The organism is Jatrophihabitans sp. (assembly GCF_051960575.1).
Classification (GTDB): Bacteria; Actinomycetota; Actinomycetes; order Mycobacteriales; family Jatrophihabitantaceae; genus JBQCEE01.
The window spans coordinates 1-24,555 of the sequence record NZ_JBQCEE010000239.1; the positions used below are offsets into that span (position 1 = coordinate 1).

Genomic DNA, 24,555 nt, shown 5'->3' on the forward strand with positions numbered 1-24,555 from the left:
GCGCGAGGCGCACCCCCCCGAGGACCGGGGGGTGGGGGCGCCCCGGGGCGGGGCGCCCACCGGCGCCCCCGTCCGGAAGTCGTCGACATGGAGCAGGTAGCGCCCGATGGTCGTGACGCCGCGTCCCTGCAGCACGGTCGGGACGCCGGGCAGCTCGCTGCGGCGGCTGACGCACACGGCGTACTCGGCGCCCGCCGCCAGACGCGGTGTGACTCCCGCGGCGGTACACGGCGCCGACGGCGGCACGAAGCGGAGATCGGCGTCGTCGCCGAAGCCCTGGTCGGTGAGCGCCAGCCGCACGGCCGCCCGCACGCGGGCGGCGGCGTCGGCGGGCGACGAGCCGGTGGCGAACGCGCGGCCGGCCTCGCGTGCGGCCTGCGTGACAGCCAACTGGCTGCGCTGCACCGTCGCCACGGCGACGATCACGTAGATCAGCGGCACCATGACGATCACGGCGACGAAGACGAACTCGAGGATGGCGTTGCCGTCGTCGTCGCCGCGCGGACGCCGCCTCACGGCCCGGTCTCCTTCAGCACCGTCGATGTGGTGTCCACCCGCAACGGCACGCCGAGCGGCAGGAACAGCAACCGGATCTCGCCGCTGCACCGCACCCTCGTCACCGGCAACCCACTGCCGCCGTCGGTGCCGACCGCGCCGCGGCAGCGGATCGCCCCGGCGTCGTTGGCGTCCAGGCCGTCCGACACCAGCCGCTGGGCGCGCACCGCGCCGGCGTCGGCGCTGACCCCTCGGGCCGCGGCGTACCGCGCCGCATCGGCCGTCGCCGACGCGACCACCGTGCGCGCGTAGAAGTAGACGGCCACCTGCAGCACGGCCATGAGCAGCAGCACGAGCAGCACCGCGACCATGGCGAAGTCGACGACGGCCGCGCCCGCGTCGTCGCCGCGTGCCGCGACGCGTCGGCGCACCGTCTACTTCGCGCCGGTGACGCTGTCGAGGGCGTTGGTGATCGCATCCTTGATGGGGTTCTCGAAGGCGCTGAGGATCGCCACCACGAGGATCGCCGTCATGACCGTGACGCGTACCTGATGCCCCCACCGGCCCGGGCGGGCCCGACGGCAGCAGGAAGGCACGCCCAATGAACCGCACCACCGACCCCGTCAAGCTCGTCCTCGCAGGATGCGTCGCCGCGGCTGGCATCCTCGCCGTCCCACTCCTCGCCCACCACGACACCACCGCCGCACCCGCACCGTCCCCGGCCAGCCACATCGCCTACGACCGGCACACCGGCATGCTCACCGGCCTCGACACCGCCGGCACCACCGTCGAGTACCGCCTCGCCGACGGACCCGCCGTCATCGCGAGCGAGCACCAGCCCGGCGGGTTCGTCGCCGGCTTCGACACCCCGCCGGCCTGCGGCACCGTCACCTGGCAGGTCGCGACCCGCGCCGGCGTCCTCGTCGCCGCCGGCAGCGTCGACCTCGGCGTCTGCCCCGGCACCGCCCCCGTCTAACCCCGGCGCCGCCGGAAACTGTCAGACCGTCATGCTGCACTGCGCGCCATGACCGACCAGCCGACCGACATGCAGATCCTCGACCTCGCGCGCCGCTTCGAGATGGCCCAGCGGACCCGTCCCGGGGCGCGTGACCGGGCAGCGATGGACGAGCTCAGGCTGTCGTCGACCGCGTTCGCGCGGAGGCTGCTCGACATCGTGTCGGCGCCCTCGGTCGAGGTCGCCGAGGCGCACGCGCAGCTAATCGGCCGACTGCGGCGTCAGCTCGAGCGAGCGACGCAGCGGCGGTCAGCGCGCCGCGCGGCTTGAACAGGGCAGAAACGGTGCGACTCGGGCTGTAGGTTCTGCCCCATGGCGATGGTGTCGGCGCAGGTTCCGTCGGCATCGCAGGTCGACAAAGCCGGGAGCCGAATCCGCAAGGCGATCCGTGGCGAAGACATCGACCAGGAGCTGGTCGATAGATCCGTCGATGTCCTCTACGCCTGGCGCGCGGCGCACGCGCGACCGTTGGCGAGCGCGAGCATGGGCCTTCGCAGCATGGTCAACACCGCCGGATGCACCGCCGAGATCTCGCAGCGTCTGAAGCGCGTGCCTACGATCTTCGACAAGCTGATCCGTGAGCCCACACTTGCTCTGTCGCGGATGCAAGACGTGGGCGGGGTGCGGGCCGTGCTCCGCTCGGTTGCTGAGATTCAGGCAGTCGAGAAGCGGATCCGGATGCGACGACCGGTGCGCGGGTACAGCGACTACATCACCGCGCCCCGCCAGTCCGGCTACCGCGGCGTCCACATCATAGTTGAGTACGGTGGACGCAACATTGAGATCCAACTCCGCACATACGTCATGCACGAGTGGGCGATCACGGTGGAGCGGATTGGCGCTCGTCTGGGTACGAACTTGAAGCAAGACGGACGCCACGCGATCCAGTTGCTGATGAGAGCCATCTCGGAAGCTATGGCGATCGAAGAATCGGGCGGTATCGTAGACGAAGCCATGCAAGACGAAATCGGCATGCTCCGCGAGGGCGCAGCCCCCTACCTTGCCCGACCGTGGAGAGGATGACGCAGATGTCGGCGATCAAGCACTTCCTGCTCGTCTTCAACCACGAGATCGGCAAGCTGGTGCAGCAGCAAGACTTCGGCACCCGCCTCGAGGAAGCCATCACCGAGTACTCCCGACTCGAGCGGGAGTACAAGAACAGCCCGATGATGGACATCGTCCTCGTCGGCTCGGACTCGATCGAGACCGTGCGCATCACTCACGCGAACTACTTCGACGGCAGCGCAAAGATCTCCTCGAAGTACCTCGCTGGCCTCTGACGGTCGGCGCGGCGCGCGGCTTGAGCTGATCAACTCGCGACAGGTTCTCATGTCCGGTAGGACCGTTGCGGGGCGGCCCGTCGCCTTCGCGGGGGAAGTTGATGGGCCGCCCCACTTTCGAGGCGAACCGCGGCTCCCGTGCGGTGGATCGAGTCAGGAGCCGCGCTCTCGCGATTCGACGGCGAGCGGTCGATCGGTTCAGGTGCTCGCCGGGGACCGGTGCGCAGTGGCAGGCTCACCGCATGACCGAGACCTCTTCATCCGCGTACATCTGGACGGCTGCGGAAGTCAAGATCCGTCCCGACGGCGACTACTCGCTCCTAGTCCCGCTAGCGACCGGGCCACTTACTCCGCGCGCACAGACCGTGCTGACCGAACGCCTACGCGAACAGTTCCGGCACCAGACCTATGTCGAGATCGTCGACGACGGCACCGCCGTCCTCTTGATTGAGAACCAGGATATGTTCGACACGATCCCGCCTGAGTTCCGGCAGCGATTCGATGCCGCATGGTCGGCATGCCTCGCGCAGATGCAGCGGCACGACGAGTTCATGATCGGCAACGTGCGTCCCTGGCTGACGCAGCTTCGGGCGGGCAAGTAGGCCTTAGGTGTGAGCCGGCGGCGTCGCGCATGGCGCAGCCCCGCCGAGTTCCCCCAAGGCCCAAGGCTTCGCGGCGGGGCTGCTTGGCGTTCAGTTACTCGCTCGCGGTGGCCCTGTCGACCGATCTGGCACAGCGACGACAGGTGAAGCACTTCTAGCTGGTCACGGCGTGACGTGCACCAATTTTTGTCTAGCGTGCTTGACTAGATGTGTCTAGCGCTTTAGACTATCCTCATGGCCAGCGACGAGCGTCGGACCCGGATGATCAAGGAACTGACCAAGGCCGGATGGGTCCTGCTCCGCACCACCGGCGGCCACGACGTGTACGTCTGCAACCACGGTCGGATCCGGATGCCCGTCCCGCGCCACACGATGCTCAGCCCGACCGTCGTCCGGAACATCCGCAACGGGATCACCCGCTGCAACAACGGAGAGTGAGGACCATGCCGACCTACACCGCACGAGTCGCCCGCGAAGGGAAGTGGTGGATCGTCCGCGTCCTCGACGTCGACTCCGCGATCACCCAGGTCCGGCGCCTCGCCGACGCCGAAGCCGCCGCACGCGACCTCATCGCCGCCGTGCTCGATCCTGCCGGCGCGTTCGACGTGGCCGTCGAGGTCGAAGCCGTCGAGGACATCCGTGTCAGCGAAGTGATCGACGCTCTCGCCTCGAGCCGTCGCGAGGCGGAGGCCGCAGCCGAGTCCTACCAGCGCAGGCTGCGCAGTGAGGCGAAGCGTCTGAACGAGAACGGCCTCACCGTCCGTGACATCGGGTTCATCCTCGGCGTCTCGTTCCAGCGCGCGCAGCAGCTGCTCGACGAGTCGGACCGCAGCCGCCGTCGGGCGTCCTAACGACGAAAGGAGCCCCGCCGACCTCCCATGGGGGAAGGAGATCGGACGGGGCTCCCGTCGAGGTCGTACCCGCAGCTACGTGCGGATGATCCATCCGACCAATTCGGGCCCGAGCACGACGGTGCTCGAGGTGCGGACCGCGCGGGCCCACACGCCGTACCTGCCGACCCGGACGACCGCGGGGACCTGTAGCCCGACCTGGGCCGGGTCGTCAGGGTTGGCGACCGGAGCGATCCAGTCCGTAGCGCCCGGGCGGCGGTCGGCCGGCAGCAGCGCGAATGTGATGGTGGCGTCGACGACCGGCTGGCCGGCGTCGTTGGTGACCGTGTAGGTGATCGGCCCGACCCACTTCGCTGTGTTGCGGTCGAGCTGCCACGTGTTGACGGTCAAGGCTGCGCTCCGAGGGTCGCGGTGAAGGTGGCGATCTGTGCCGCGAGGGCGGCGGTGAACGTGGCGACCTGCGCGGGCAGGGCCGCGGCGAACGTCGCGGCCTGCGGTGCGAGGGTCGCGGTCATGTTGAGGTGGTTGCCGCCGTCGGCGAAGAGGATGAGCGCCGCGTCGGCGGCGGCCGCCCCCGTGGGTGCACCTGCGGCGATCAGCGCGAGGACTGCGGCTCCGGTGGTCGCGATCGCAGGTGCGGCCGTCCCGGCGAGGCTGAGGGCCGCGGCGGCGGCGACGGCCGCGCGTCCGGTCGCGGCTGCGGTCAGGCTGAGCGTGCAGGTCGCACCTTGCCCGCTCCCGGCGGTGGCGGTGGTGGCGAGCACCAGGGCGGCCGCGGCGGTCGCCGCGGGAGTAGCCGGGCCGGTCGCCGCGAGGCTGAGTGCGCCGGACGAGGCGGCGCTGCCGCTGGCCGGGCTCGAGCCTGCGAGTGCGAGCGCGGCGGTTCCGGTGTCTCGACCTGACGGTGCAGCGGTCCCGGTGAGGCTCACCGTTCCCGACGCGGTCGCTGCAGCGGCGGTCGATGCCGTACCGGTGAGGGTGACTCCGCCAGCCGCCCCCCCGGCCTGCGCCGCAGCGCCCGCGCCCGACAGCGCGAGCGCGCCCGCGAGCGAAGTCGGTGCCGATCCGGATGCGGCCGCGGCGAGCACGAGAGCGCCGCTGGCGGCCGTCGAGGCGGCAGCCGTGCCGGAGAGCGCAAGCGTGCCTGTCGCGGCGTCTGAGGCTTTCGCGGCGGCGGTGGCTGCGAGAGCGACGGCCGCTGCTGCGCTCGACGCCGAGGTGGCGGCGCCGGACAGGGCCAGTGCCCCGGCGCTGCTGCTGCTGGCTGCGGCCGAGGCCGAGCCGATGAGGGTCAGCGCGCTGGCCGCGGTGGCGGAGGCGGTCGCGGACCCAGCGAGTGCCACCGTGGCGCTAGCCGGCGCAGCGCCTCGAGCGGAGCCCGTGCTCGTGAGCGTGACGGTGGCGGCGCCTGTGTCGGGCGCGGCAGGGCTGGCCACGCCGGTGAGCGTGACGGCGGCAGTGGCGGTGCTGCCGTTCGATGCCGCCGCGTTCAGCGCCAGGGCCCCGGCCGCGGTCGCTGCGCCCTTCGCGACGGCTGAGGCGGTCACGGTGAGCGCCGCTGTGCTGGTCACCGGGGCAACCGGTGTGGCCGCTGCGGCGAGCCCGAGCGCGGCCGCGCTCGTGGTCGACGACGTCGCGGCGCCGGTCAAGGTGACGGCCGCGGACGTCGTGGGGGCGCCGCGCGCGGTCGCCGTTCCCGTCAGGGACAGCGAGCCTGTGGTCGACGCCGCCCCGCGGGCCGTTGCGGATCCGGTGAGGGTGAGCGCCGCGGCGCCGCTGGCCGTGCCGCTGACGGCGACGGTGGGGGCGAGCGCGGCGAGCGTGATCGCCGCAGGACCGCCGCCGCTGACCGACGAGCCGGCGGCGACGGACGCGGCGGGCGACGTGACCGTCACGCCGACCGGCCCGGCAGCGGCCGAGGCCGGCGACCCGACACCGGTCATGGCGATCTCGAACGCGGCACCGTTGCTCGACGCCGTCGTGTAGGTGATCGTCCGTGTCGCCGCAGCGCCGGTGTAGGTGCCGAGGTAGACCGACGGGGTGGACGCGGCGGTGCTCGCGTGCCATCCGCCGAGCGTGGTCGTCGGGGACACGGTGGGGGCGTCCGGGGCGCCGGTGTGGCTCGACGCCTTCTCGACCGAGAGCACGAGGTACCCGACCGAGCTCGACAGCGCGCCGGCGGCCGCCGTGGTCGTGGTGACCGACGTCGAGCGGGTCGTGACCGTGCCGACCGTGTACGTGTCCGGGTCGACCGTGGCGCCGTCGAGCGCGAACGCCGAGTACGTGAGGTTCATCGCCGTGACGACGGTGATCGACAGGCTCGTGCCGTCGGCGGTCTGCCAGCCGCCGGTGCGGTGCAGCATGAGGTACGAGCCGGTGCCGACGTTGCCCGACCCGACCGTCGTCCAGCCGGACGGGGTCGACGAGAGCGCGAACCCGTTGGACGTCGCCGAGATCAGCAAGAACAGCGGGTCGCCGACGGCGAGGCCCGACGGCAGGTTGAGCGGGAACGTCGTCGACCCGTCGCTTGCGCGGTAGGCGCCGGTCTCGGCCTTGAGCGCGAACGTCACGGGATCGACCCGGTGTGCACCGTTGCGTTGAACGCCCACGACTTCGGGGCGGTGCCGGTCGGGGCCTTGAGCGGCTGCCCGCGGTACGCGACCGGGGTGTCAGCCTCGTCGCTGTAGACGTTCGAGGTGTCGATCACGACGTTCCCCCATTGCGACGAGTCGATCGTGATCTGCTGGTAGTAGCCGTACTCCTTGCCCTGGTTCGGGGTGATGCGGACGCCGGTGATCGACCAGTCGCCGCCGCCGCCGGTGAGCGTGCTGGTGGTGAACTGCATGGCGATCGACCCGTGCGCCAGGAAGATGTTCTTGAGCGTGACGCCGGGCAGGGTCGAGTTGGCCTGGCGGAACAGCATGCAGTGCGCGTTCGGCCAGATCTGCTCGGCGTTCGGGTCGGGGTTGGCCGTCGAGTTCATGCCGGTCTGCTTGGAGAACGTGTTGTCGATCCGGGTGCCCTCGACGTGGTGGTTCAGGCCGCCGGCGAAGTGGATGCCGTCGTTGTGCGACCAGTTCGGGTAGCGCGGGTCGGTCGAGTGGTCGGTGTCGTCGGTGCGGAACCCGACGTCGTGCAGCCACGACCCGAGCTCGGTGAGGGTGCCGCCGTTGACGTACATCAGGTGGTTGGTGTTGCTGATGTCGAGTCGGCGCGTGGTGATCGACCCGCTGGTGAGGTAGATGCCTTCGCGCCAGGAGATCGAGTTGTCGCTGTTGGTGGAGGCGTCCCACTGCGTGAGCTTGGAGTACTCGACGGTGTTGTTGATGCCGCCCTGGGTGTTGGAGACCAGGCCGCGGTAGTTCACGTCGTAGGCCGCGCCCGGGCGGCTCACGATCTCGCAGCCGCGGATCGTGGCGCCCGAGCCGGTGAACGAGCACGCGCCGTGGATGCGCCTGCCCTCGACCACCTGGCCCGCGCCGATCGGCTGGTCACCCGACAGGTCCTTCAGGGTCGCCGGGGTGTAGCCGAGCACGCCGTAGCCGTCGCTCGTGGCGTCGGGGATGGTGGTGCCCAGGATGAACGCCAGACCGGAGTTGCGGTCCAGGTGCACGCGGCCGGTGACCTTGATCATGGCTATGCGGCGGTCGCGCTGATGATGCCGCTCGGGTCCCAGGTCACGGTGAAGGTGTCGGCGACCGACGACACGTCCGCGCCGAAGTCGACCCAGGCGATGAGCGGCGACGTCGAGTCGGTCCCGGTCGAGTCGTAGATCACGGCGTACCGGGCGGTGATCGTCGCAGACGACCAGGACGCGGCGGCCGCGCTCAACGTCGCTACCCCGCTGGCGGCGCTCGTCGTCTTCGAAGCGAGAGCGACGCCGCCAGCGGTGTAGCCGGTGCCGGTCACCTCGTTGGTGACCGACGACTTGTACGCGTGCGCGTTCTGGTCAGGGGTGTAGGCCGACGTGCACAGCATCACCTTGATCGTGTCCGACGCCCACGAGATCTCCTTGTTGAACGCTTTCAGGATCGCGTTGGTGTAGGCGTGCTGCGTGACGGCCATCGGTCAGCTCGCGCCGAGGCTGATCGCGCCCGAGGCGATCGTGATCGACGCGGCGGTGACCGACGAGGCGAGCGCGCCGCCGATCGCGAAGTTGCCCGCGCCGTAGGTGGCCGACGACCAGGTGCCGAAGTACGACACCGCGGTCGTCCCGGCGGTCGAGAACGTCTGCCCGGCGCTGTTGGTCTTCGCGCCCGACGCTGCGGCGTTCCAGCTCGCAGCCTGCCGGGCGTAGCTGCCGGTGTTCGCGTTCTCCGACGCGCCGGTCGTGCCGCAGTCGGCGGTGTGCAGCGACGTGTCGGGGATGACGTTCGTGCTGCCGGTGCCGTCGAGGCCGTTGAGCGCGGCGTTCTCGGCAGCGACGCCCGCGCGCGCCATCGACGGCCCGCCGGCCGAACCGGTGCCGAGCGCCGCGGCGTGGTGCGCCCGGACGTCGGCGTCGACGATCGCGTCGGTCTGCTGCTGGGCGCGGGCTGCGGCGAACGCGGCGAACGGGTCCACGACCGGCCGCGCCTGCTCGCCGCACGCCGCGGTGCAGTGGTGCAGGAACGGCTCGCCGCCGGCCTCAAGGTGCAGCGGGTGGCCCTCGGACTCGAACCGCAGGCCGACGTGGTGCGACACCTCGCCCTCGTGGCCCTTGCGGACGACGGTGACGTGCTCGGACAGGTCGTACACGGTGCCGTCGGAGACGGTGACGGAGCCGCCGATGTTCGGGCCGGTGTAGACCACGGCCTCGTCGGGGTCGCCGTCGTGCACGAAGTGGAAGCGCGGCGACCCGTCCTCGTTGGTGCCGATGTTGAACTTCTGCAGAGCCATCAGGCTCCCCTTTCGATATTGGTCGTCCGCGTCTCGGTCGAGGCGGCGTTGTGCTTGCGCTCGCAGTCGCGGGCGAGCACCCGCACCGGCCAGAACGCACCGCAGTGCTGGCACTGGTACGGGTCGGGTTGTCCGCTCACGAGAACCAGCCAGCCGGGATGGGGACCATCGGCACGGTCTGGCCAGCGAGCGAGTGCGTGCAGTCGGCGAGGAACTCCCAGCGACCGCCGCGCACGTACGAGTGGCACCGCTTGGCGCCGGGCCGGTCTCCGTACGTGCAGAGGATCGACGGGTCGATCGTCGGCGCGGCGGTGTTGCCGTCCCAGTCCCAGCACGGCTCCGGGATGCTGCCGTCCTCGCCGCGGACGAGGACGCGGTGCAGGTCGTCGCAGCCCGGGCACCACATCCACACCGCCCGCCCAGGGCGAACGCCGTCGACGTCGATGGGCGCGACGCGCACCAGGTCGCTCACCGCTCAGCCGGCGGCAGCAGGCTCGGGCGCCGGGTCGAGGGCGGCGATCGGGTCCTGGTGCCGCTGCGCGAGGACACCGGCGACGAGATCCTCCTTGGTCTGTGTCGCCGGGCTCTTCACCTTCGAGCGGGCGACGAACGCGCCGACGAGAGCGACGCCCTGCGCGGCGAGCGCGACGGCCGCGGTGATCGTGCCGGAGACGGCGTCGGCCTGGTGAGCCGACAGCACGCCGACGCTGGCGAGTTCCGGGATGACGGTGCTGACGATGACGGGCTCGCGGGCCCACAAGTCCTTGGCGATGCGGATGACGTTCACTGCGTCCCCCTTCAGGGCAGCGTCTGCACGACGACGCCGTCGTGCTTCTTGACGAGGTTTCCGTTGGTGTCGGTCGACCAGGACCACCGTCCGGTGGCGTCGACCAGCTCGGTGACGGCCACGTGCGCCGGCGCGGGCGCCGGGGCCGGCGCCGGTGCGGGCGTCGGCTTCTTCGGCGGCGTGACGGGCGGGTGGGCGGCGCGGACGGCGTCGCAGTGCGATCCGAGCGGGGCGCGGAGCACGAGGTTCTCGTCGGCCTGCTGCCCGAACCAGTAGTTGCCGGTCTGCCACAGGTGCGCCTTCGTGACCTTGAGTGCGGCGGCGACGAGCGCGGCCCGCTTCGCCGGCGTGGACGTGTCGGGCTGGTACGGCAGGCCGTCGTTCGACCAGTCACCGGCGTTCGCTCGCCACCCGGTGCGGGCAGCGCCGACGGCGACCATCCGGTTCACGACGGGCGTGCCGCCGTAGAGGCCGGCGTGGTACCCGAACTGGTCGAGTTCCTTCTGGTAGGCGGCGAGGTAGGACCGCACCGCCGGCCAGCGCAGCCGGGAAGGCGACGCGTCCCACGACGGGATGATCACCGCGCCGCGCGCGAGGCCGCAGGTATGCCACAGCGCCCCGGCGACCGCGCCGTCGACCGCGCCCGCGGACGTCCCCTCGGTGACGCGGGTCGTGTACCACTCGTCGTTCGCGACGATGTCGAACCCGTCGGCGAGCAGCGCCCGGAACTCGCCAGGGGTAATCAGCTTCCCGGCGTTGAGCTTGTACGACGGGTGGCGCGGGCTCGACGCGGCACCCGCCGAGTAGCGGATGATGCCCCTCGCATGGGCGGCCTTCGCCTTCACGGCGTCCGCGGCAGTCATCCGCATCATCGAGAAGTCGATAAGCAGGTCGCCCGGGCGCAGCGGCGCGGGCATGGTGACGGTCACGATGGTTCCCCCTTCGGTGGTTGCTTGTGCCGTGCGCACAGGTGTGGGCCGGCGCCGTGGTGCAGGCCCACGCGCCAGCAGCCCTGCTGGTGGCAGTTGAAGCGGCGCCACGCGACGGTGACGCCGGCGAACATCGGCAGGTCGCCGCCGAACCCGGACCAGAACAGGTACGTGCGGCCGTTGGCGCTGTCGAGGCCGAGCAGGTGGACGAGCCAGCCCGGCACTGGTCAGGGCTCCGGCGATGCGGGAGTCGGCGCCGGGTCGGCCGCGGCGTCGAGTGACTGGATGTACCGGTAGATCGCGTCGACCTTCTCGGTCATCGGCCGGCCGTTCTTCGGCATCTCCTCTGCGAGGTGCGCGAGGATGGCGTCGACGCGGGCGTGTCGCTGGTCGAGCAGGGTGTTCCGCTCGTCGAGTGCCTCGAAGCGGAGGTCGCCGTTCGCGAGGCGGTGGTCGATCGACTGCAACCGGGTCATCACACCCGGCCGCTCGGGGATGCCGGGGCGGGCCGGGGTGCCTTCGTAGTCGTCGAGGAACCTGCGGACTCGCGCGAGGCCGAGCCACGCCTTGCGGATGATCCACCCCACGAGCCCGGCGGCGCCGCCACCTGCGATCGCGATGGACGCCGCGTCGGTGAGGATCGCTCCGACGTCGCTCACGAGGCCGCCTTGCGGTCGGCCGGGCCGATCAGGCCGCGGACGTACCGCTCCGCCTCGTAGTCGGACGCGGACGCGGTGTGCGCGCCGCCCGGGCCGCGGTGGTGGAACACGCACAGCCAGATGAGGTTCGCGGCGGACTCGACCCATGCGCCGACCTCGTCGACGCTCGACACCCCGGGGTAGTCCTTCTCGAGCAGCGCGAGGTCGACGCCGTTCTGCATGGAGAACTCGATGTGCGAGTGGTGCAGCTCGAGCGGGCAGCAGGTGTCGCAGCCGGCGCGGAGTTCGCCGTCGCCGAGGAGGCGGTGCGGCGCGGCGAGCTGCCGGAGTGGCTGCTGGTCGCCGGGCAGCGTCGCGTGCACCGCGAACGCGCACCGGGCGGTCGGGCCGGTCGTCCGGTGGTAGTGGTTGAAGTCCTTGTAGTGCGGGTCGTCCGTGCGCGCGGGGTGCGGCGGGTAGTGGACGACGTACCGGTGCGCGACGGTCTGGTCGTGCGCGGCGACCGGGCCGTCGTTGTGGGCGGTCACGCGTGGACCCAGCGGGCGCTGAACGATGAGAACGACCCGAGCGCGTTCAGGCTGGCGCCGGACGACTGCGACCCGAACAGTTCGACGTAGTCCGTCGTCCCGTTGAAGTACAGCGCCGGGTGGAGCACCTGCACGACGATCGTGTCGGTCGAGGACACGGCCTCGATCTTGTCGAGCGGCCACTGCGCGACGCCGTTCTGCGCGATGTTGGCCTGCCGGTAGCCGGTCGCGTTGTTCGTCCACGCGATCTGCCCGGTGATCTCGTAGTAGCCCGGGGCCTGCGGGGTGTATCGGGTCGGGTTGGTGGTGTTGCTGTGCCCGTTGTAGGTGTCGACCACGACGCCGGACGTGAACGACAGCGCGGAGCCGCTGCCGCCGCTCGCGATCGCCTGGTTGCCGGGCAGCACAGCGAGGAACAGCGGCGGGTTCAGCAGGAACGAGACGGCGTCGCGGACCTGGGCGTTGAGCAGCGCCGCGGCGATCAGCTCGCCGGGCGAGTAGGTGGCGGGATTGGGGACGGCGAGAACCACGGGACGCGCTCCTTCAGCGGGGGGATGTCGAGCGGTCGATCAAGCCGCGCGAGTGCGCGGGAGCCGGTCAATACGCGAACAGCGCGGTGGTGGCGAGCGCGACTTGGGCGCCGGCGGAGTGCGCTGAGGCGGTGGTGCCGTTAGCACCGCGGGTGATCGTCGAGAACGTCTGGGGCGACGTGGCCGAGCCGGGCGCGGCGCCGAGGGTGATCTGCTCGGAGTCGATCACGATCGTGAACGGGTACTGGGTGCCGTCGTTCGTCAGCGGCGGTGCGCCGGCGGCGGTCGCGATGACCAGCGACGTCGCTGCGGCGGTGACGGCCGACTGCAGCGTCGAGTCGCCCGGGTTGATCTGGAACCGCGCGGTGTCGAAGAAGCCGGCGCCCTTGTCGAGCGCCAGGTTCGGGGAGCACTGCAGCGTCACCGACGCGTTGCCCTGATCGTCCATCGACCAGGCGATGTTCTCGACGAACCCGTCGAAGGTGATCTGCGGCGCGTTGGACGGCCGGCGGTTGATCCGCACCGGCGAGCCCAGCTCGAGCCCGAGCATCGTCTGCCAGCACGACGGGTAGGCGGCGACGTTGATGGTGATCGCCTCGCAGCGGAGCTGTGGCGTCCCTTCGTGCTGCAGCAGGTACGAGACCGCGGCGAGAATCTCGTTCTGGTCGAGGGTGTTGACCTGCCGCTGCAGCTGCACGTCGCCGAACGAGGCGATCGATGTCGGGTTGACCTGGCGGAACGCGAGCCCGCTGGTGAGCTGTGTGAGCAGCACGTCGTCGGCGACCAGGGTCGGGTCGAAGTCGAACGCCGCGCCCTCGTAAGGGATCTCGCCCGCGGCGGTGTTCTCGCCGAACGTCGCGACCGGGGTGGTCTGGCCGTAGCGGCGGCTGCGGTTCTTGAAGGTCACGACGCCGGAGCGGTCGACGTACTGCTGCCCGTTCTCGGTGTCGGTGACCGTCTGCAGCGACGAGACGGCGTCGTGGCCGGTGTCAGCGGCGGCGGCGAGGAACTCAATCGGTGGCCCGTAGTCCCAGGTCTGCCCGCCGTAGCCCTGACCGAGCGTCGGCAGCGAGTCGATCGAACGGTAACCGCCCCAGCCGGCCCAGCGCAGGATGTCGGCGAACCGGGTGCCGGACGTCGCCTCGCTCGAGCCGGAACTGTCGATGGTGAGGGTGGCCATGAGGGTGTTGATCGCGGGGACCTCGAAGCCGTCGTATACCTCGTTCTCGCCCGGGGTGGGGAACAGGGTGGTCGTCGGAATCGCGGTGGCGATGTAGGCGACGCAGGACAGGTAGCCCGACCAGCCGCCAGAGCCGTTGCCGGATCCGCCGAGCGTTTCCACTGCGGCCGCGCTGAACGAAGGCCGCATGTCTGAGCCGGTGACGAGGGTCTGGGCCGGGTAGTTGTCGACCTGCCCGGTGAGCGTCTTCCCGTCGGCGCTCATGGTGAGCACGATGGCGTGCCAGCAGCCGTCGGTGGCGGCGTAGCCGGCGAAGGCGGTCGGCGACCCGATGTTCAGGGTGCGGGCGGTGCCGTTGTCGATCTGGACCTGGTAGAAGTTCGCGCCGGTCGCGGCGAGCCGGATGTAGCTGCTCGTGTTGTTGGGGTCGTAGACGGCCCACACGTACTGGTCTGGATTCGATGCGCTGCTCGCCGCGGTGTTGACGAGGAACACCATCGTCCAGCCGGTCGCGTTCGATGGGCCGGCGCTGCCTTTGGCGGCGCCGAGATCGAGCAGCGCCAGCGCCGACGAGCCGGGCGAGTTGCTGAACTGCGTGCAGGGGCCGGAGACGGCGCCGGGGTTGAACCCGCTCGCCTTGTAGATCACCGCGCTGGAGACGCCTGACGTGCTCGATGCGGGGAGCGTGACGCCCGGGACGATCTGCGATGCGGGCGCGCCGTTCACGATGCGGCGCTGCAGCGCGGACTCGTTGCCGGTCAGGTCGTTCCACTGCGTCGCCCCGGTCGGCTCGTCGAGGGGATAGAACCACGCGGCGCCGTGGTACAGGATCTCCTGGTACCCGGGCGAGCGGATGGCGCGCTGCGACAGATACCCGAACGCGTCGATGAGCTGCGGCGTGGTGGTGCCGTACAGGCCGCCGTCCTCCCACGCTTGCGGCCACCGCTCGACGTAGCCGGTGAACATGTCGTACCAGGTGCCCGGGTAGTCGAACGTCGTCGGAACTGCGGCCTGCTCGAGCTGGTACTGCTGCAGCTGCAGGTCGGCGGTCGCGGTAGGCGGGGTGACGACGACGACGGACATGGTGGCGCCGACGCAGTTGGACGGGGCGGTGCCGGACACCGTCGCGCGGGTGACCGTGGTGACGGTGGACCCGGTGACGCTCGACAGGATCGTGCCGCCCGGGCCGTACCAGTTGAGGCGCACGGCGACGCCGAGCCCGTTGGTGATGCCGACGACGGCGACCGACGCGGAGTAGGCGAGCCCCGGGGTGATCGCGAAGCCGCCGTAGGCGACCAGCGTCGTCCCGGCGGGGATCGAGGTCGGCAGACCGTTGCCGAAGCTGGACTGGATCGCGTACGCGGCGCCCTGCAAGTAGTAGGCGGGGTTCGGCGTCGCCCACTTCGGCCATGCGAACCCCCAGCCGTCGCTGGACGGCTGCGCCTGCGAGGCGGTGAGCAGGTTCTTCGTGACCGGGTACATGGCGCGCCGCCGGTACCCGCGGAGCAGCGTGACTGCCGGGTAGAACGGGCTCGACGGGTTGTTAGGGGCGAGCGCGCCGTCGTCGTTGCGCCACGTCGTGCCGGCGGTGCCGGTCTGCACCTGGTCGAGTTCGTACTGTCGGCCGCGCTGCGCCGACCAGGAGCCTTCGGTGCGGGCGGTGAGGTTGCACCACAGCGCCGCCTCGGCCGGCGCGTGCTCGACGGAGTTACCCGCGTATCCGGCGCTGGTGAGGACGTAGTTCGCGAGCAGCTGCGACCCCGGCCCTTGCAGGAACGACACGGACTCCTCGATGAGCGGCCAGCCGGCGTTCGTGCTCACGAGTAGACCCCTGCTCCGATCGCGTTCTGCAGCGTCGCCTGCAGCGGCGACCAGCCGCCCGAGCTACCCACATCCGCGGTCGACCCGTTCGCCTGCCACGACACCGCGCACTCCACCCACTTCTGCCCGTAGTTGCGTGCCGCGGTGAGGACGTCCGCGCTCGAGGACCGCAGATCGAGCGACTGCAGCGACGCGCCCGAGCCGGACGACAGCGACACCTCGATCGACGTCTGCTGCGTCGACTGCGCCCACTGCCGGTAGGTGTCGCTGGTGAGGACGAACGTCGCGGTGCCGTTCACGGTGAGCAGCCCGGACCGCTGCAGGTACGGCTGCAGCGACCCGTCGGAGTTCGACTTGCTCGCGATCGCGCGCTGGATCTGCAGCGTGAGCTGCTGCAGCGACCCGTCGACGGTGCCGCCGACCTTCAGCGACGCAGCCCACGACGCGAGCATCGGCACGCTGGAGAACGACGCCGCCGGCTTCGACACCGCGGCGCCGGACAGGCCGACGAGCTGCGCAGCGAACGACGCCGCCTTGTCGACCCCGAACTCGATGTTCAGCGACGCGACCTTGCAGCCAGGCCACGAGATCCCGCCGACGGAGTCCGACGTGACGATCGTGTACGAGGGCGGCTGCTGGGTGCCGCTGTTCAGCGGCGTGATCGTGTGCGTGTAGGGCGCGGACGCGCCGGTGACCGCGTCGGAGCCGAGGATGCCGACGAGCAGCCACCCGATCAGGTCACCGTAGAGCGACCCCGCGACGTCGATCTGCGACCCGGAGCGGCCGGGCTGCGCCCCGTAGGCGCCAGCGACGCTGCCGCGCCACGCGTTGTCGATGATCGGGCTGAGCAGGTCGACCGGCGAGCACGAGGCGACGGGAAGCGCGACGGTCGGGGTGACCGCCGACCCGTACGTCAACTCCTTGCCGATCGCGACCTGCAGCAGACGCGCCGGGCCGACTGCGAGCGCCACTGGTCAGCTCCGCTTGTACGGCTGGTAGGTCTGGGAGTTGCGGCCGCCGTGGCGCAGCGCGCCCTTCTGCGCGGCCTTCCAGACGCCGTCGACGTCCACGACCGAGCCCTGCACGTAGATGTGGGTGCAGCCCTCGCCGTGATGGCCGCCGCCGCCGTGCGGCGCGCCCTGCGGGCTCGCAGCGGGCGACGCCTGCGTGAGGGCTTGCGACAGCGCCGACACGGTGCGCGGTGAGTCGAGCGGCAGCACCAGCTCGTTGCCGGACGGGTTGTCGCCGACGACGGCCAGGGTCTCGCCGAGCGTCATGCCGCCGCGCGCGATGTGCGGGATATCGGGGATGTGCGAGATGTCGACGAACGGGACCTCGTTCGCCACGTCGATCGCGGAGTTGATCGGCCCGATGAAGTACGAGTTGACCGCGTCGATGATCCCGTTCACGGCGGACCGGAACCCGTCGACCAGCCCGTCCCAGATCCCCGAGATGAGCGACTTGATCCCGCCGACGACGTTTGAGACGGTGCTCGAGAGGCTGCCCCAGAAGGTGTGCCAGGCGCGACCGATCGCGCCGGTCACACGGCTGATCACCGAGGCGACGTCCTCGATCCCCTGCTTGATGAAGTTGTAGACGGGGGCGATGGCGGTGTGCCACACGGTCGACACGATGTCGCCGATCCACCGGAACACAGCGCCGATGCCGTGGCCGACCGTCGACAGGATCGACCCGACGACCTTGAACTCGGCCTTCCAGAGGTCCCAGATCGGCGAGATGACGTTGTCCCAGGCGAACGAGATCGCGTCCTCGATGCCGGACCAGACGACCTGCCATGCGGCGAGCAGCGCCTGCGTGGCGAGCACGAGCGGGGCGATCGCGAGCGCGATGATCACGCCGAAGATCGGCTTCAGGATCGACCAGGCGACCGACACGACATCGGCGACGACATGGAAGATCCCCGCCCAGATCGCCGCGAACACCTTCGCGGCCTCGACGACGGGGTGGATGCCGTAGTCGACGATCGCCGTGAACACGGGCTTGAGGAACCCGTTCCACACCGAGATGGCGACGGACTTGATGACGCCCCAGACCTGCTGCCAGTGCGTCGCGAGCAGCCCGATGGCGAGGCCGACTGCGGCGATCGCGAGGCCGATCGGCCCGAACGCTGTCTCGGTCGCGGCCCCGGCGGCTTCGCCGGATGCGGCCATCGCGTCCTCGGCTGCGCCGACCTCGGTGGCAGCGGCGGTGACCGACGTGCCGAGCCCCATCCAGGAGCCGACCATCGTCGCGAGCTTCCCGACCGTCTCGGCGGCCGACCAGGCGAGGCGGGCGACGTAGCGGCCGAGCGCGAGGACCATGACGCCGCCGATGACGCCGGCGAGCACCATCGTGACGTCCTTGTGGTGGACGAACCAGCCGACGACGTCACGGACGACGGGGATCAGCTTCGTGCCGATGTTGACCAGCAGCACGTCGATCATCTGCTTGGCCTGGTCGAGCTGCACCGACAGGTTCTGCTGGGTCTTCGCCCACGTCGAGATGTGCGCTCCGGCGCCCTCGCCGGCCTTCGCGACCTCGGCGGTCTTGTCCTTGAAGAACTTCGCGGACTCGCCGGACAGCATGAGTGCGGTGTTCATGCCGGTCGCGCCGCCCATGATCTTGTTCAGCGCGCCGGCGAAGGTGACCACGGTCGGCTGCCCGGTCTTGAGGGCGTCGGAGAAGCCGTGCGACTGCGCGTACAGCTTGCTCATCTGCTGGCCGAGCAGGACGTTCTCGCCGCCGAGACCCTTGACCTCTTTCCGGTACTGGAAGATCGAGATCTTGCCGTCCATGTACTGCTGCGTCAGCCCGCGCAGCGGCGTCGACGCGTGGTTCATCATCGTGTTGAGGTCGGCCTGCGCCTGCGCGGCTTGCTTCCAGATCCCGAGCGCGACCATGCCGCCCTTGGAGTGCTTCGCGAGCGCCTCGGTGATCAGGTTGACGGTGCCGGTGAGGCCGCGCTGCCCGAGGTGGGACGACACGTCGGTCACGTCGATGCCGAGCTGCTGCATCGCCTTCTGAGCGACCTGCGACGGCGCCTGCAGCCCGCGGATGGTGTTCGCCAGTTCCTGGGTGGCCTCGTGCGCGCTGGTGCCGTGCTGGGTCAGGGTGGCGACGGCGCCCGCCACCTGCGCGAACGAGATGCCAGCGGCGGAGGCGGTGGGCAGCACCGACGACAGCGACCCGGCGTACTCCTCCATCGACGTCTTCGCCGCGCCGGACGCGGCGACGAGCTGGTTCTCGACGGAGACCGCGTCGGACGCCTTGAGGTGGTAGGACATCATGATCGACGTCAGCGCGTTGGTGGCGGTCCCGAGATCGACGTTCTCGGCCTTCGCGCCCTCAGCGGCAGCACGGAGGACCTTCAGCCCGTCAGCACCGCGCAGACCGGCCTTCTCGACGGTGTACATGCCCTCGGACAGCTGGTCGAGGTTGGTGCCGGTGTCGACAGCGATCGTCTTGATCCCGGACGAGACGACGCCCATGTTCTTCGGCAGCTCGCCGCCCGCGGTCTCGAGCAGCGTCATGTGCTGCTGGAAGTCGGTCGCCATCTTCAGCGACTCGACGCCGACCACGCCTGCGAGACCGAGGACGCCGACGGCCATCGCCTTGCGCTTCGCGTTGGTGCGCTCCATCGCCGCGGCCTGCTGCGCCTCGGACTTCTCCGTCGACGCGGCCATCTCGCGGGTGGCTTCCTTGACCTCCTTCTCGGTCGCCAGGAGCTCGCCAGCGCGGGCGCGCAGTTCGAGCACAAGCGGAGGCAACAGCTTCTCGGCCACGCGGGCGGTGCCCCTTCCGGGTCAGGCGAGGAACCGGCGCCACATGGCGGCGGCGAGGTCCGGCAGCTCTTCTCGGGCGTGGTCTGCGGCCGGCTCGAAGTACGGGTACGGGCGGGTGACGTTGTGGCCTCGCGTGCCGTCGCTGTCTGGCCAGCCGAGTTCGACGCGGCGGGCGTAGTTCGCGCGCGGGGCGACGACGGTGCCGTACGACCCGAGGCCGTAGCGGCGGATCGGGTCGGTGGTGATGGAGCGGCGCAGCGTGCCGGTGACGACGTTCGGCTTGTCGCCGCCGACGTGCGGCTCGCCTCGTTTGTGGGCGCCCTCGAAGTTGTTCTTCGCGTCCCGTTCGGCGATCGCGGCGGCGGCGGCGACGGCCTGCCGCGAGACCGCGTCGCCTTGGATCACGACCTTGTTGAGCGCGGCCTCGAACTCGCGCAGCCCGAGCATCGGCATCAGCGGCCGCCTCCGATCGTCCGCGGCCTCCCGTCGCCGTCGTCGTTGCGGCGACGGTGGTCGTGGGGGCGGTCGTTGTAGAGCCGGGCGATCCGCAGCGTCCACTCGATCGTCGCGAGCGGCTCGTCCTGGTACTGCTCGTCGGTCATCGGGATGAGCCGCCGGTACAGGTACTCCTGGTGTTCAGCGGCGGTCGCGGGGTCGATCCACGTCGTCCCGTCGCCTGACTGAAGCGCCGACCGCAGACGCCTCAGTCCCCAGTAGGGGAAGCCGGGTCCTCGATGTTGTCGACGGAGAACTCGTCGCGGGCGAAGATGTCCGACGCCTTCGCGGCCTCGAGGCGCAGCGCGTCGTAGACGGCGGGGTCGAGGTCGAGCAGGTCGTCGGCGGTGGCCGGGAGCGGGCCGAGCGACCAGGATCGGAGGATTGCGAACACGGTGGCGTCGTTGAGGCGGGACAGCAGCCGGAGCTGCTGCTCGGTGAGGTCGACGTCCGGCCCCGGGTACTTCGGGTCGCCGTCGTCGGTCCGCAGCGTCGACCGGTCCTCGATGACGTCGCCTTCGCACAAGATGCGCGCGGCGGTCATGAGCGGCTCCATGAGCCGGCCGAGGCGCGAGCCGAGGATCTCGACTTCGCGGCGGCGGCGCGGCGTGATCTCGTTCTTGTTGTCGGCCAGGACGGCGGTTGCGCCGCCGGGCAGGTCGATGGTTCGGGACATGACAGGTACCCCCCGCGGGTAGGTGGTTCGGATGGTTGCCCGGGCGCCCAGGGCGGGCGCCCGGGTTCGACCGGTTAGTAGGGCGTCGACACTGAGGTGACGAGGATGGCCTGCGCTGGGCTGGTCTTGGAGTCCAGCGCGTCGGTCGCGTTCGCGAGCGCGGTGACGGAGGCCTGGATCTCCATCCACTTGTTCGAGCCCTGCGGGTCGACGCCGTCGTAGACGCAGACCGAGTGCTGCAGGCTGATCGAGTGGACGGCGTCGCCGACCGGTGCGCACTTCACGACCAGCGCGGGCTGGACGTTGGTGAGGTAGTCGGTCATGTTCGCGTCCGGCGCGCCGCCCTGGTAGACCGCGGTGAGGGTGCCCGTGACGCTGAACGTGGCGGACAGGATTCGCTGCGGCGACTGGGTGCCGGCGATCGTCTGCACCGCGGCGGCGTCGCGCTTGTACTCGAGCGACACTGACGAGTAGGCGGTCGAAGCCGAGCCGCCGAGGGTGATGGTCGAGTTCCACGACGGGATCGCGACGGCGGTGCTCGGCGTGTTTGCCGGCGGCGAGCCGAGCTTGACCGCGGGCATGCCCATCCACGACACGGTGATCGCGGCCAGCTCGTCGGTCTTGATGTCGAGCTTCACGTCGGAGGCGACGCATCCGGGTAGCTGCCACGCGGTGACGCCGTCGAACCAGAACAGCGTGTACGACGGCGGCTGGGCTTGGGCGTTGCCTGCGCCGTTCTCGAGCGACGTCTTGTGGGTGTAGGGGTCGGCCGATCCGGTGACCGTGTCGGTCTTGCCGAGGATGGCCAGGAAGTGCTGGTAGACGGAGTCGAGGTACAGGTACGCCTTGTAGTCCAGGCTCGACATGATCATGCCGGGGATGGCGGCGAAGTCCTGCGACATCTGGCCGCGAAATGCCTGGTCCTTCAGCACGTTGAGGTTCGGCTTGAACTTGATGCTCGAACCGTCGACGGGGATCCACGCGGTCGGGGCGGCGACCGGGGTGCCGTAGGTCGTCTCCTTCGCGATGCCGACCCACTGAAGGTTGGAGGGGTAGATGTTGATCGACATGGCTGGTTACTCCTGACCTTCGGCGGGCGTGGTGGTGGCGTCCGGGGTGACCGGGTCGGTGACGGGTGGCGTCGGCTGGGCCGGCGGTGCGGGCTTGGCGGCGGCCTTCGCGGGCGCCTTCTTCGCCGCGGCCTTGCTGGCCGGCTTCGCGGCGTCGTCGACGACCTCGAGCAGCGGCGACTCGTACGGCTCGGTCGTGGTGATCACGTCGCCCGGGCGAGCGACCACCGTGGAGCCGTCGGGCTCGCGGTCCGGGTCGCGGTCCCGTTCGATGGTGGCGTTGACGCCATGGGAGAGGCCGAGCAGGAAGTGCTCGACCTCGCCGAGGAACCGGTACCGGGGCACGGCGTGTCCTTCCGTCTGGTCAGAATCGGCGTGGGCGGCGGATCCGCTGCACGCGTAGGCGTTTCGGGTGACGGATCCGCTGCACGCGGATCCGCTTGGGGTGCCGGATGCGTTGGACCCGGGCTCGGCCGCGGGCGCGTTTTGTGGTGCGTGCGCGCGGGTTGGTGCGGGTGCGGCGGCCGACGCCTCGGCCGCGGGGGCCGCGGTGCTTGCGAGGCTTGGTGACCTTGACCTTGCGTCGACGGTGGGTGTGCCGGCGGCCGTGGTAGTGCCGCTTGTGCTTCAGGTGGTAGTGCCGCCGCTTCCGCTTCGAGCGGCGCTTGTGCTTCAGGTGGTAGTGCCGCCGCTTGCGGTGCCGGTGATGGTGGCGTCGGCGGCGGGTGCGCTTGTGGTGGACGCGGTGGCGAAGGTGCCGGTGGTGCCGGCGGCGGTAGTGGCGGCGATGCTTCGTGTGGCGCCGGTGGTGCCGCTTCCGCTTGCGCTTCTTGATGATGAACAGGTGCAGGGCCATCGCGTCAGTCCGGCTGGATCATCTCGATGACGGTCCACTCGATGACGTTCCACGACAGGACCTTGCCGTTGAGGCGCCGCGGCAGATCACGCTGAACCTTGAGGTCGCCGGGTTCCTGCGCGGACTCCCAGATCGTCGGCGGCGGTGTGCCGGTCGGCGACCCGGTGCCGCAGTTGGGGTCGGCACGAAGCCGCGCCTTGATGCCGTCGATGATCGCGTCGAGCGGGTCGGTCCAGGCGGACTCTTCGACCGGCTCGAGCTGGTTCGACGGCAGGAGCCACTGGTAGAACACCATCAGCCCGACCTTGTAGGTCACCATCTTCGCTCCGCCGAACGACGGGGCGTTGATGGAGACCGCCGGCACGGTGAGGCGCCGTTCGGACTCCTCGATGATGTGGAGCGCGGCGATCGCGCCGGCCCCTCCACCGGGGGTGGCGGCGAGGTTCCACTCGGATCCGTCGGCCCAGTACGGCGGGCCGGGGTGGACCTTGTTCAGGCCGGGGATCTGCGCGGCCTCGAGGTAGGCGGCGAGCGCGGCCCGGACGGTGGCCGACGACATCAGATCACTCGGCGGAACGGGTGGAGCAGGTCGACCGCCATCTCGTACTCCTCCGTCGCGCCCGGTTCGGTCTTCTCGACCTCAGCAGGGCCGCCAGAGACGCCGGAGAGCGCGATCGACTCGGCGCCGCGCGTCTTGATCAGGTGCGACGTCAGGGCGGTGACGGCGAGCTTGATGGCCTGCGGCAGGGCCGACACCGACGTGCCGGAGGCGTGGGCGAACTGCAGCGGCGTCGCGAGCGGCACCGTCGTCGACCCTTGCGTGTAGGTCGAGGCGACGACGATCTGCTCGCTGGTCGCGGCGTTGTCGTCGTAGACGCCGAGCGGCATGCCGGGGAACACGCCGAGCGCCGAGGAGACGGTGACGCTCTGGTCCCCCTGGGCGGCGTCCGCGGCCAGGATCGTGTTCGCGTACCCGTTGACGTACTGGACCTGCGCGAACACCCGGCCCGACGCTGCGGTCGCGCCGCCGCCGCTGGCGTACGGGATCGACGTGCCGGCGACGGGGATGCGGGCGATCTTCTTGTCGAGCCACACGCCGGACAGGTCGGTGAGCGCGGACAGCTGCCCGGCGCGGTACCCGACCGCGACGTTCGAGATCTCGACGACCGGCGAGTTGTCGAGCGGGACGCGGATGGTGCCGTCGCGCCAGACCCGGTACTCGCCGGACTGCATGTCGAGGGTGGCGGCGAGGACCTGGTAGCACAGCGAGTCGGCGTAGGACGACGCCTTGCGGATCTGGGTCGCGAGCGCCGCGGCGTTCGCTGCGGCGTTGGCGCCCGGGATCAGTTGCGAGACGTCGACGCCGGTCGGCTGTGCGAGGAACTCGGCGACGGTGATGTACGGCTGCGTCGAGGCGTAGAACGGCACGTACGGCGAGATGACCGGTGTGACCATGACCCTGCTCCCTGTCGAACGGGTGAGGCGGCAGGCTGGTCGGCGACCGGTGATCGGCGCGCCCTCGCGCGAGCCTCCGCAACGCTTGTGGTGGGGGCCTCGACGCCGCTGGCGGGGGTTTCAGCGGCGCCGAGGCGGCTCCTACTGGGCGGCGGGCTTGCGGGGCGCGGCCTTCTTGGCCGGCGCCTTCTTCGCGGGCGCCGGCGGCTGCTGGCCGGTCTGCTCGCTGCCCTGCTCGTCGAGCGCTTCGGTGATGTGCGCGAACGCCTCGGCGAGGTCGACACCTGCGGCGTGCGCGGCGGCGGCGGCGTCGGCGAGCGCGGTCAGCGGGTCGGCCTTCTCGGCCGGCGCGAGACGTTGCTGCAGGAGGTCGTACAGCGAGGCCGGGTCGCGGCGCCGCGCGTCCTCTTCTGCGGTGAGGCGGTCGAACCGCTCGGCGTCGTCCTCCCACGCCTGCTTGCCGGCCATGTGCTGGCCGTGGAGGAACCGGCCGAACGCCTCTGGCACCTCGATCGCGCCGGTCTCGTCGGCGTCGTACTGCTCCCCCGTCTCGGGGTCCTTGATGCTGGTGATGTCGAACCGTGAGTACAGCCGCACGACGCGGCCCCCCTTTCGTCGGGTGTGGAGCTGTGGCCGGGCCCGGCCGCCGCCCCGGGGAAGTGGGGCG

34 protein-coding genes are annotated in these 24,555 nt (G+C 70.6%); 7 read left to right on the forward strand and 27 right to left on the reverse strand.

Features of this window, described 5'->3' with window-relative positions; all coding sequences use genetic code 11:
• Both ACTHMS_RS13110 and ACTHMS_RS13115 read right to left on the reverse strand, forming a co-directional pair.
• Window positions 1–516 (reverse strand): TadE/TadG family type IV pilus assembly protein (locus ACTHMS_RS13110; RefSeq protein WP_440307113.1); only part of this gene is annotated, 516 nt, incomplete at its 3' end.
• A complete protein-coding gene (locus tag ACTHMS_RS13115) occupies window positions 513–926 on the reverse strand; it encodes a TadE/TadG family type IV pilus assembly protein (protein WP_440307114.1) in 414 nt (137 codons plus the stop codon). The genes ACTHMS_RS13110 and ACTHMS_RS13115, both read right to left, overlap by 4 nt.
• Window positions 927–1,096: 170 nt before the next feature.
• Between ACTHMS_RS13115 and ACTHMS_RS13120 the strand changes: the two genes are divergently transcribed.
• From ACTHMS_RS13120 to ACTHMS_RS13150, 7 genes are all read left to right on the forward strand, one after another.
• Window positions 1,097–1,471 (forward strand): hypothetical protein, encoded by a 375-nt coding sequence (locus ACTHMS_RS13120; protein WP_440307115.1) that lies wholly within the window; start codon window positions 1,097–1,099, stop codon window positions 1,469–1,471.
• A 48-nt stretch (window positions 1,472–1,519) separates the two neighbouring features.
• The gene (locus tag ACTHMS_RS13125) at window positions 1,520–1,780 is read left to right on the forward strand and encodes a DUF3263 domain-containing protein (RefSeq protein WP_440307116.1); all 261 of its coding nucleotides are present in this window, start codon (window positions 1,520–1,522) and stop codon (window positions 1,778–1,780) included.
• Between the two features lie 42 nt (window positions 1,781–1,822).
• On the forward strand, window positions 1,823–2,533 hold the full coding sequence (locus tag ACTHMS_RS13130; RefSeq protein WP_440307117.1) for a RelA/SpoT domain-containing protein: 711 nt from the start codon (window positions 1,823–1,825) through the stop codon (window positions 2,531–2,533).
• Entirely contained in the window at window positions 2,530–2,790 is a 261-nt protein-coding gene (locus tag ACTHMS_RS13135; RefSeq protein ID WP_440307118.1) for a hypothetical protein, read from the forward strand. The genes ACTHMS_RS13130 and ACTHMS_RS13135 overlap by 4 nt, the downstream gene beginning before the upstream one ends.
• A 242-nt stretch (window positions 2,791–3,032) precedes the next feature.
• A complete protein-coding gene (locus ACTHMS_RS13140; protein ID WP_440307119.1) occupies window positions 3,033–3,392 on the forward strand; it encodes a hypothetical protein in 360 nt (119 codons plus the stop codon).
• A gap of 234 nt (window positions 3,393–3,626) precedes the next feature.
• Complete coding sequence (locus ACTHMS_RS13145; RefSeq protein WP_440307120.1) at window positions 3,627–3,830, forward strand: type II toxin-antitoxin system HicA family toxin; 204 nt, start codon at window positions 3,627–3,629, stop codon at window positions 3,828–3,830.
• Window positions 3,831–3,835: 5 nt separating this feature from the next.
• Window positions 3,836–4,243: a HicB family toxin-antitoxin system gene (locus ACTHMS_RS13150; protein WP_440307121.1), complete on the forward strand. Its 408-nt coding sequence runs from the start codon at window positions 3,836–3,838 to the stop codon at window positions 4,241–4,243.
• Window positions 4,244–4,318: 75 nt separating this feature from the next.
• On the opposite strand, the gene ACTHMS_RS13155 is transcribed toward ACTHMS_RS13150, so the two are convergent.
• The 25 genes from ACTHMS_RS13155 to ACTHMS_RS13275 all read right to left on the reverse strand — a co-directional run bounded on the left by ACTHMS_RS13155 (window position 4,319) and on the right by ACTHMS_RS13275 (window position 24,485).
• Window positions 4,319–4,633: a hypothetical protein gene (locus tag ACTHMS_RS13155; protein WP_440307122.1), complete on the reverse strand. Its 315-nt coding sequence runs from the start codon at window positions 4,631–4,633 to the stop codon at window positions 4,319–4,321.
• A complete protein-coding gene (locus tag ACTHMS_RS13160; protein ID WP_440307123.1) occupies window positions 4,630–6,813 on the reverse strand; it encodes a hypothetical protein in 2,184 nt (727 codons plus the stop codon). The genes ACTHMS_RS13155 and ACTHMS_RS13160 overlap by 4 nt, the downstream gene beginning before the upstream one ends.
• On the reverse strand, window positions 6,810–7,877 hold the full coding sequence (locus ACTHMS_RS13165; protein ID WP_440307124.1) for a hypothetical protein: 1,068 nt from the start codon (window positions 7,875–7,877) through the stop codon (window positions 6,810–6,812). Before ACTHMS_RS13165 ends, ACTHMS_RS13160 begins: the two co-directional genes overlap by 4 nt.
• A 2-nt stretch (window positions 7,878–7,879) precedes the next feature.
• The gene (locus ACTHMS_RS13170) at window positions 7,880–8,308 is read right to left on the reverse strand and encodes a hypothetical protein (protein WP_440307125.1); all 429 of its coding nucleotides are present in this window, start codon (window positions 8,306–8,308) and stop codon (window positions 7,880–7,882) included.
• A gap of 3 nt (window positions 8,309–8,311) precedes the next feature.
• On the reverse strand, window positions 8,312–9,121 hold the full coding sequence (locus ACTHMS_RS13175; protein WP_440307126.1) for a phage tail fiber protein: 810 nt from the start codon (window positions 9,119–9,121) through the stop codon (window positions 8,312–8,314).
• Window positions 9,121–9,261, reverse strand: coding sequence for a hypothetical protein (locus ACTHMS_RS13180; RefSeq protein ID WP_440307127.1), 141 nt, complete (start codon window positions 9,259–9,261; stop codon window positions 9,121–9,123). The genes ACTHMS_RS13175 and ACTHMS_RS13180 overlap by 1 nt, the downstream gene beginning before the upstream one ends.
• Window positions 9,258–9,593, reverse strand: a complete 336-nt coding sequence (locus ACTHMS_RS13185) for a DUF6527 family protein (protein WP_440307128.1) — start codon at window positions 9,591–9,593, stop codon at window positions 9,258–9,260. The genes ACTHMS_RS13180 and ACTHMS_RS13185 overlap by 4 nt, the downstream gene beginning before the upstream one ends.
• A 3-nt stretch (window positions 9,594–9,596) precedes the next feature.
• Window positions 9,597–9,908 (reverse strand): hypothetical protein, encoded by a 312-nt coding sequence (locus tag ACTHMS_RS13190; protein WP_440307129.1) that lies wholly within the window; start codon window positions 9,906–9,908, stop codon window positions 9,597–9,599.
• An 11-nt stretch (window positions 9,909–9,919) separates the two neighbouring features.
• Window positions 9,920–10,837 (reverse strand): glycoside hydrolase domain-containing protein, encoded by a 918-nt coding sequence (locus tag ACTHMS_RS13195; RefSeq protein WP_440307130.1) that lies wholly within the window; start codon window positions 10,835–10,837, stop codon window positions 9,920–9,922.
• Window positions 10,834–11,061: a hypothetical protein gene (locus ACTHMS_RS13200; protein WP_440307131.1), complete on the reverse strand. Its 228-nt coding sequence runs from the start codon at window positions 11,059–11,061 to the stop codon at window positions 10,834–10,836. Before ACTHMS_RS13200 ends, ACTHMS_RS13195 begins: the two co-directional genes overlap by 4 nt.
• A gap of 3 nt (window positions 11,062–11,064) precedes the next feature.
• Window positions 11,065–11,496, reverse strand: coding sequence for a hypothetical protein (locus ACTHMS_RS13205; RefSeq protein WP_440307132.1), 432 nt, complete (start codon window positions 11,494–11,496; stop codon window positions 11,065–11,067).
• On the reverse strand, window positions 11,493–12,023 hold the full coding sequence (locus ACTHMS_RS13210) for a hypothetical protein (protein ID WP_440307133.1): 531 nt from the start codon (window positions 12,021–12,023) through the stop codon (window positions 11,493–11,495). Before ACTHMS_RS13210 ends, ACTHMS_RS13205 begins: the two co-directional genes overlap by 4 nt.
• Window positions 12,020–12,553, reverse strand: coding sequence for a hypothetical protein (locus ACTHMS_RS13215; RefSeq protein WP_440307134.1), 534 nt, complete (start codon window positions 12,551–12,553; stop codon window positions 12,020–12,022). Before ACTHMS_RS13215 ends, ACTHMS_RS13210 begins: the two co-directional genes overlap by 4 nt.
• Window positions 12,554–12,620: 67 nt before the next feature.
• Window positions 12,621–15,554 carry a hypothetical protein gene (locus ACTHMS_RS13220; protein ID WP_440307135.1) on the reverse strand — a complete coding sequence of 978 codons (2,934 nt, stop codon included), beginning with the start codon at window positions 15,552–15,554 and terminating at the stop codon, window positions 12,621–12,623.
• Complete coding sequence (locus ACTHMS_RS13225) at window positions 15,551–16,525, reverse strand: phage tail tube protein (protein WP_440307136.1); 975 nt, start codon at window positions 16,523–16,525, stop codon at window positions 15,551–15,553. The genes ACTHMS_RS13220 and ACTHMS_RS13225 overlap by 4 nt, the downstream gene beginning before the upstream one ends.
• 3 nt (window positions 16,526–16,528) lie before the next feature.
• On the reverse strand, window positions 16,529–19,336 hold the full coding sequence (locus tag ACTHMS_RS13230) for a phage tail tape measure protein (protein WP_440307137.1): 2,808 nt from the start codon (window positions 19,334–19,336) through the stop codon (window positions 16,529–16,531).
• 21 nt (window positions 19,337–19,357) lie between these two features.
• Complete coding sequence (locus ACTHMS_RS13235; protein WP_440307138.1) at window positions 19,358–19,789, reverse strand: HK97 gp10 family phage protein; 432 nt, start codon at window positions 19,787–19,789, stop codon at window positions 19,358–19,360.
• Window positions 19,789–19,938, reverse strand: coding sequence for a hypothetical protein (locus ACTHMS_RS13240; protein ID WP_440307139.1), 150 nt, complete (start codon window positions 19,936–19,938; stop codon window positions 19,789–19,791). Before ACTHMS_RS13240 ends, ACTHMS_RS13235 begins: the two co-directional genes overlap by 1 nt.
• A 101-nt stretch (window positions 19,939–20,039) precedes the next feature.
• Complete coding sequence (locus ACTHMS_RS13245) at window positions 20,040–20,507, reverse strand: hypothetical protein (RefSeq protein WP_440307140.1); 468 nt, start codon at window positions 20,505–20,507, stop codon at window positions 20,040–20,042.
• Between the two features lie 74 nt (window positions 20,508–20,581).
• Window positions 20,582–21,577, reverse strand: coding sequence for a phage tail tube protein (locus ACTHMS_RS13250; protein ID WP_440307141.1), 996 nt, complete (start codon window positions 21,575–21,577; stop codon window positions 20,582–20,584).
• Window positions 21,578–21,583: 6 nt separating this feature from the next.
• A complete protein-coding gene (locus ACTHMS_RS13255; RefSeq protein WP_440307142.1) occupies window positions 21,584–21,922 on the reverse strand; it encodes a hypothetical protein in 339 nt (112 codons plus the stop codon).
• 19 nt (window positions 21,923–21,941) lie between these two features.
• Window positions 21,942–22,433: a hypothetical protein gene (locus tag ACTHMS_RS13260; RefSeq protein ID WP_440307143.1), complete on the reverse strand. Its 492-nt coding sequence runs from the start codon at window positions 22,431–22,433 to the stop codon at window positions 21,942–21,944.
• Window positions 22,434–22,437: 4 nt separating this feature from the next.
• Window positions 22,438–22,992: a hypothetical protein gene (locus ACTHMS_RS13265; RefSeq protein ID WP_440307144.1), complete on the reverse strand. Its 555-nt coding sequence runs from the start codon at window positions 22,990–22,992 to the stop codon at window positions 22,438–22,440.
• A complete protein-coding gene (locus ACTHMS_RS13270) occupies window positions 22,992–23,888 on the reverse strand; it encodes a hypothetical protein (RefSeq protein ID WP_440307145.1) in 897 nt (298 codons plus the stop codon). The genes ACTHMS_RS13265 and ACTHMS_RS13270 overlap by 1 nt, the downstream gene beginning before the upstream one ends.
• Before the next feature lie 141 nt (window positions 23,889–24,029).
• Entirely contained in the window at window positions 24,030–24,485 is a 456-nt protein-coding gene (locus ACTHMS_RS13275; RefSeq protein ID WP_440307146.1) for a hypothetical protein, read from the reverse strand.
• Between the last annotated feature and the right edge of the window lie 70 nt (window positions 24,486–24,555).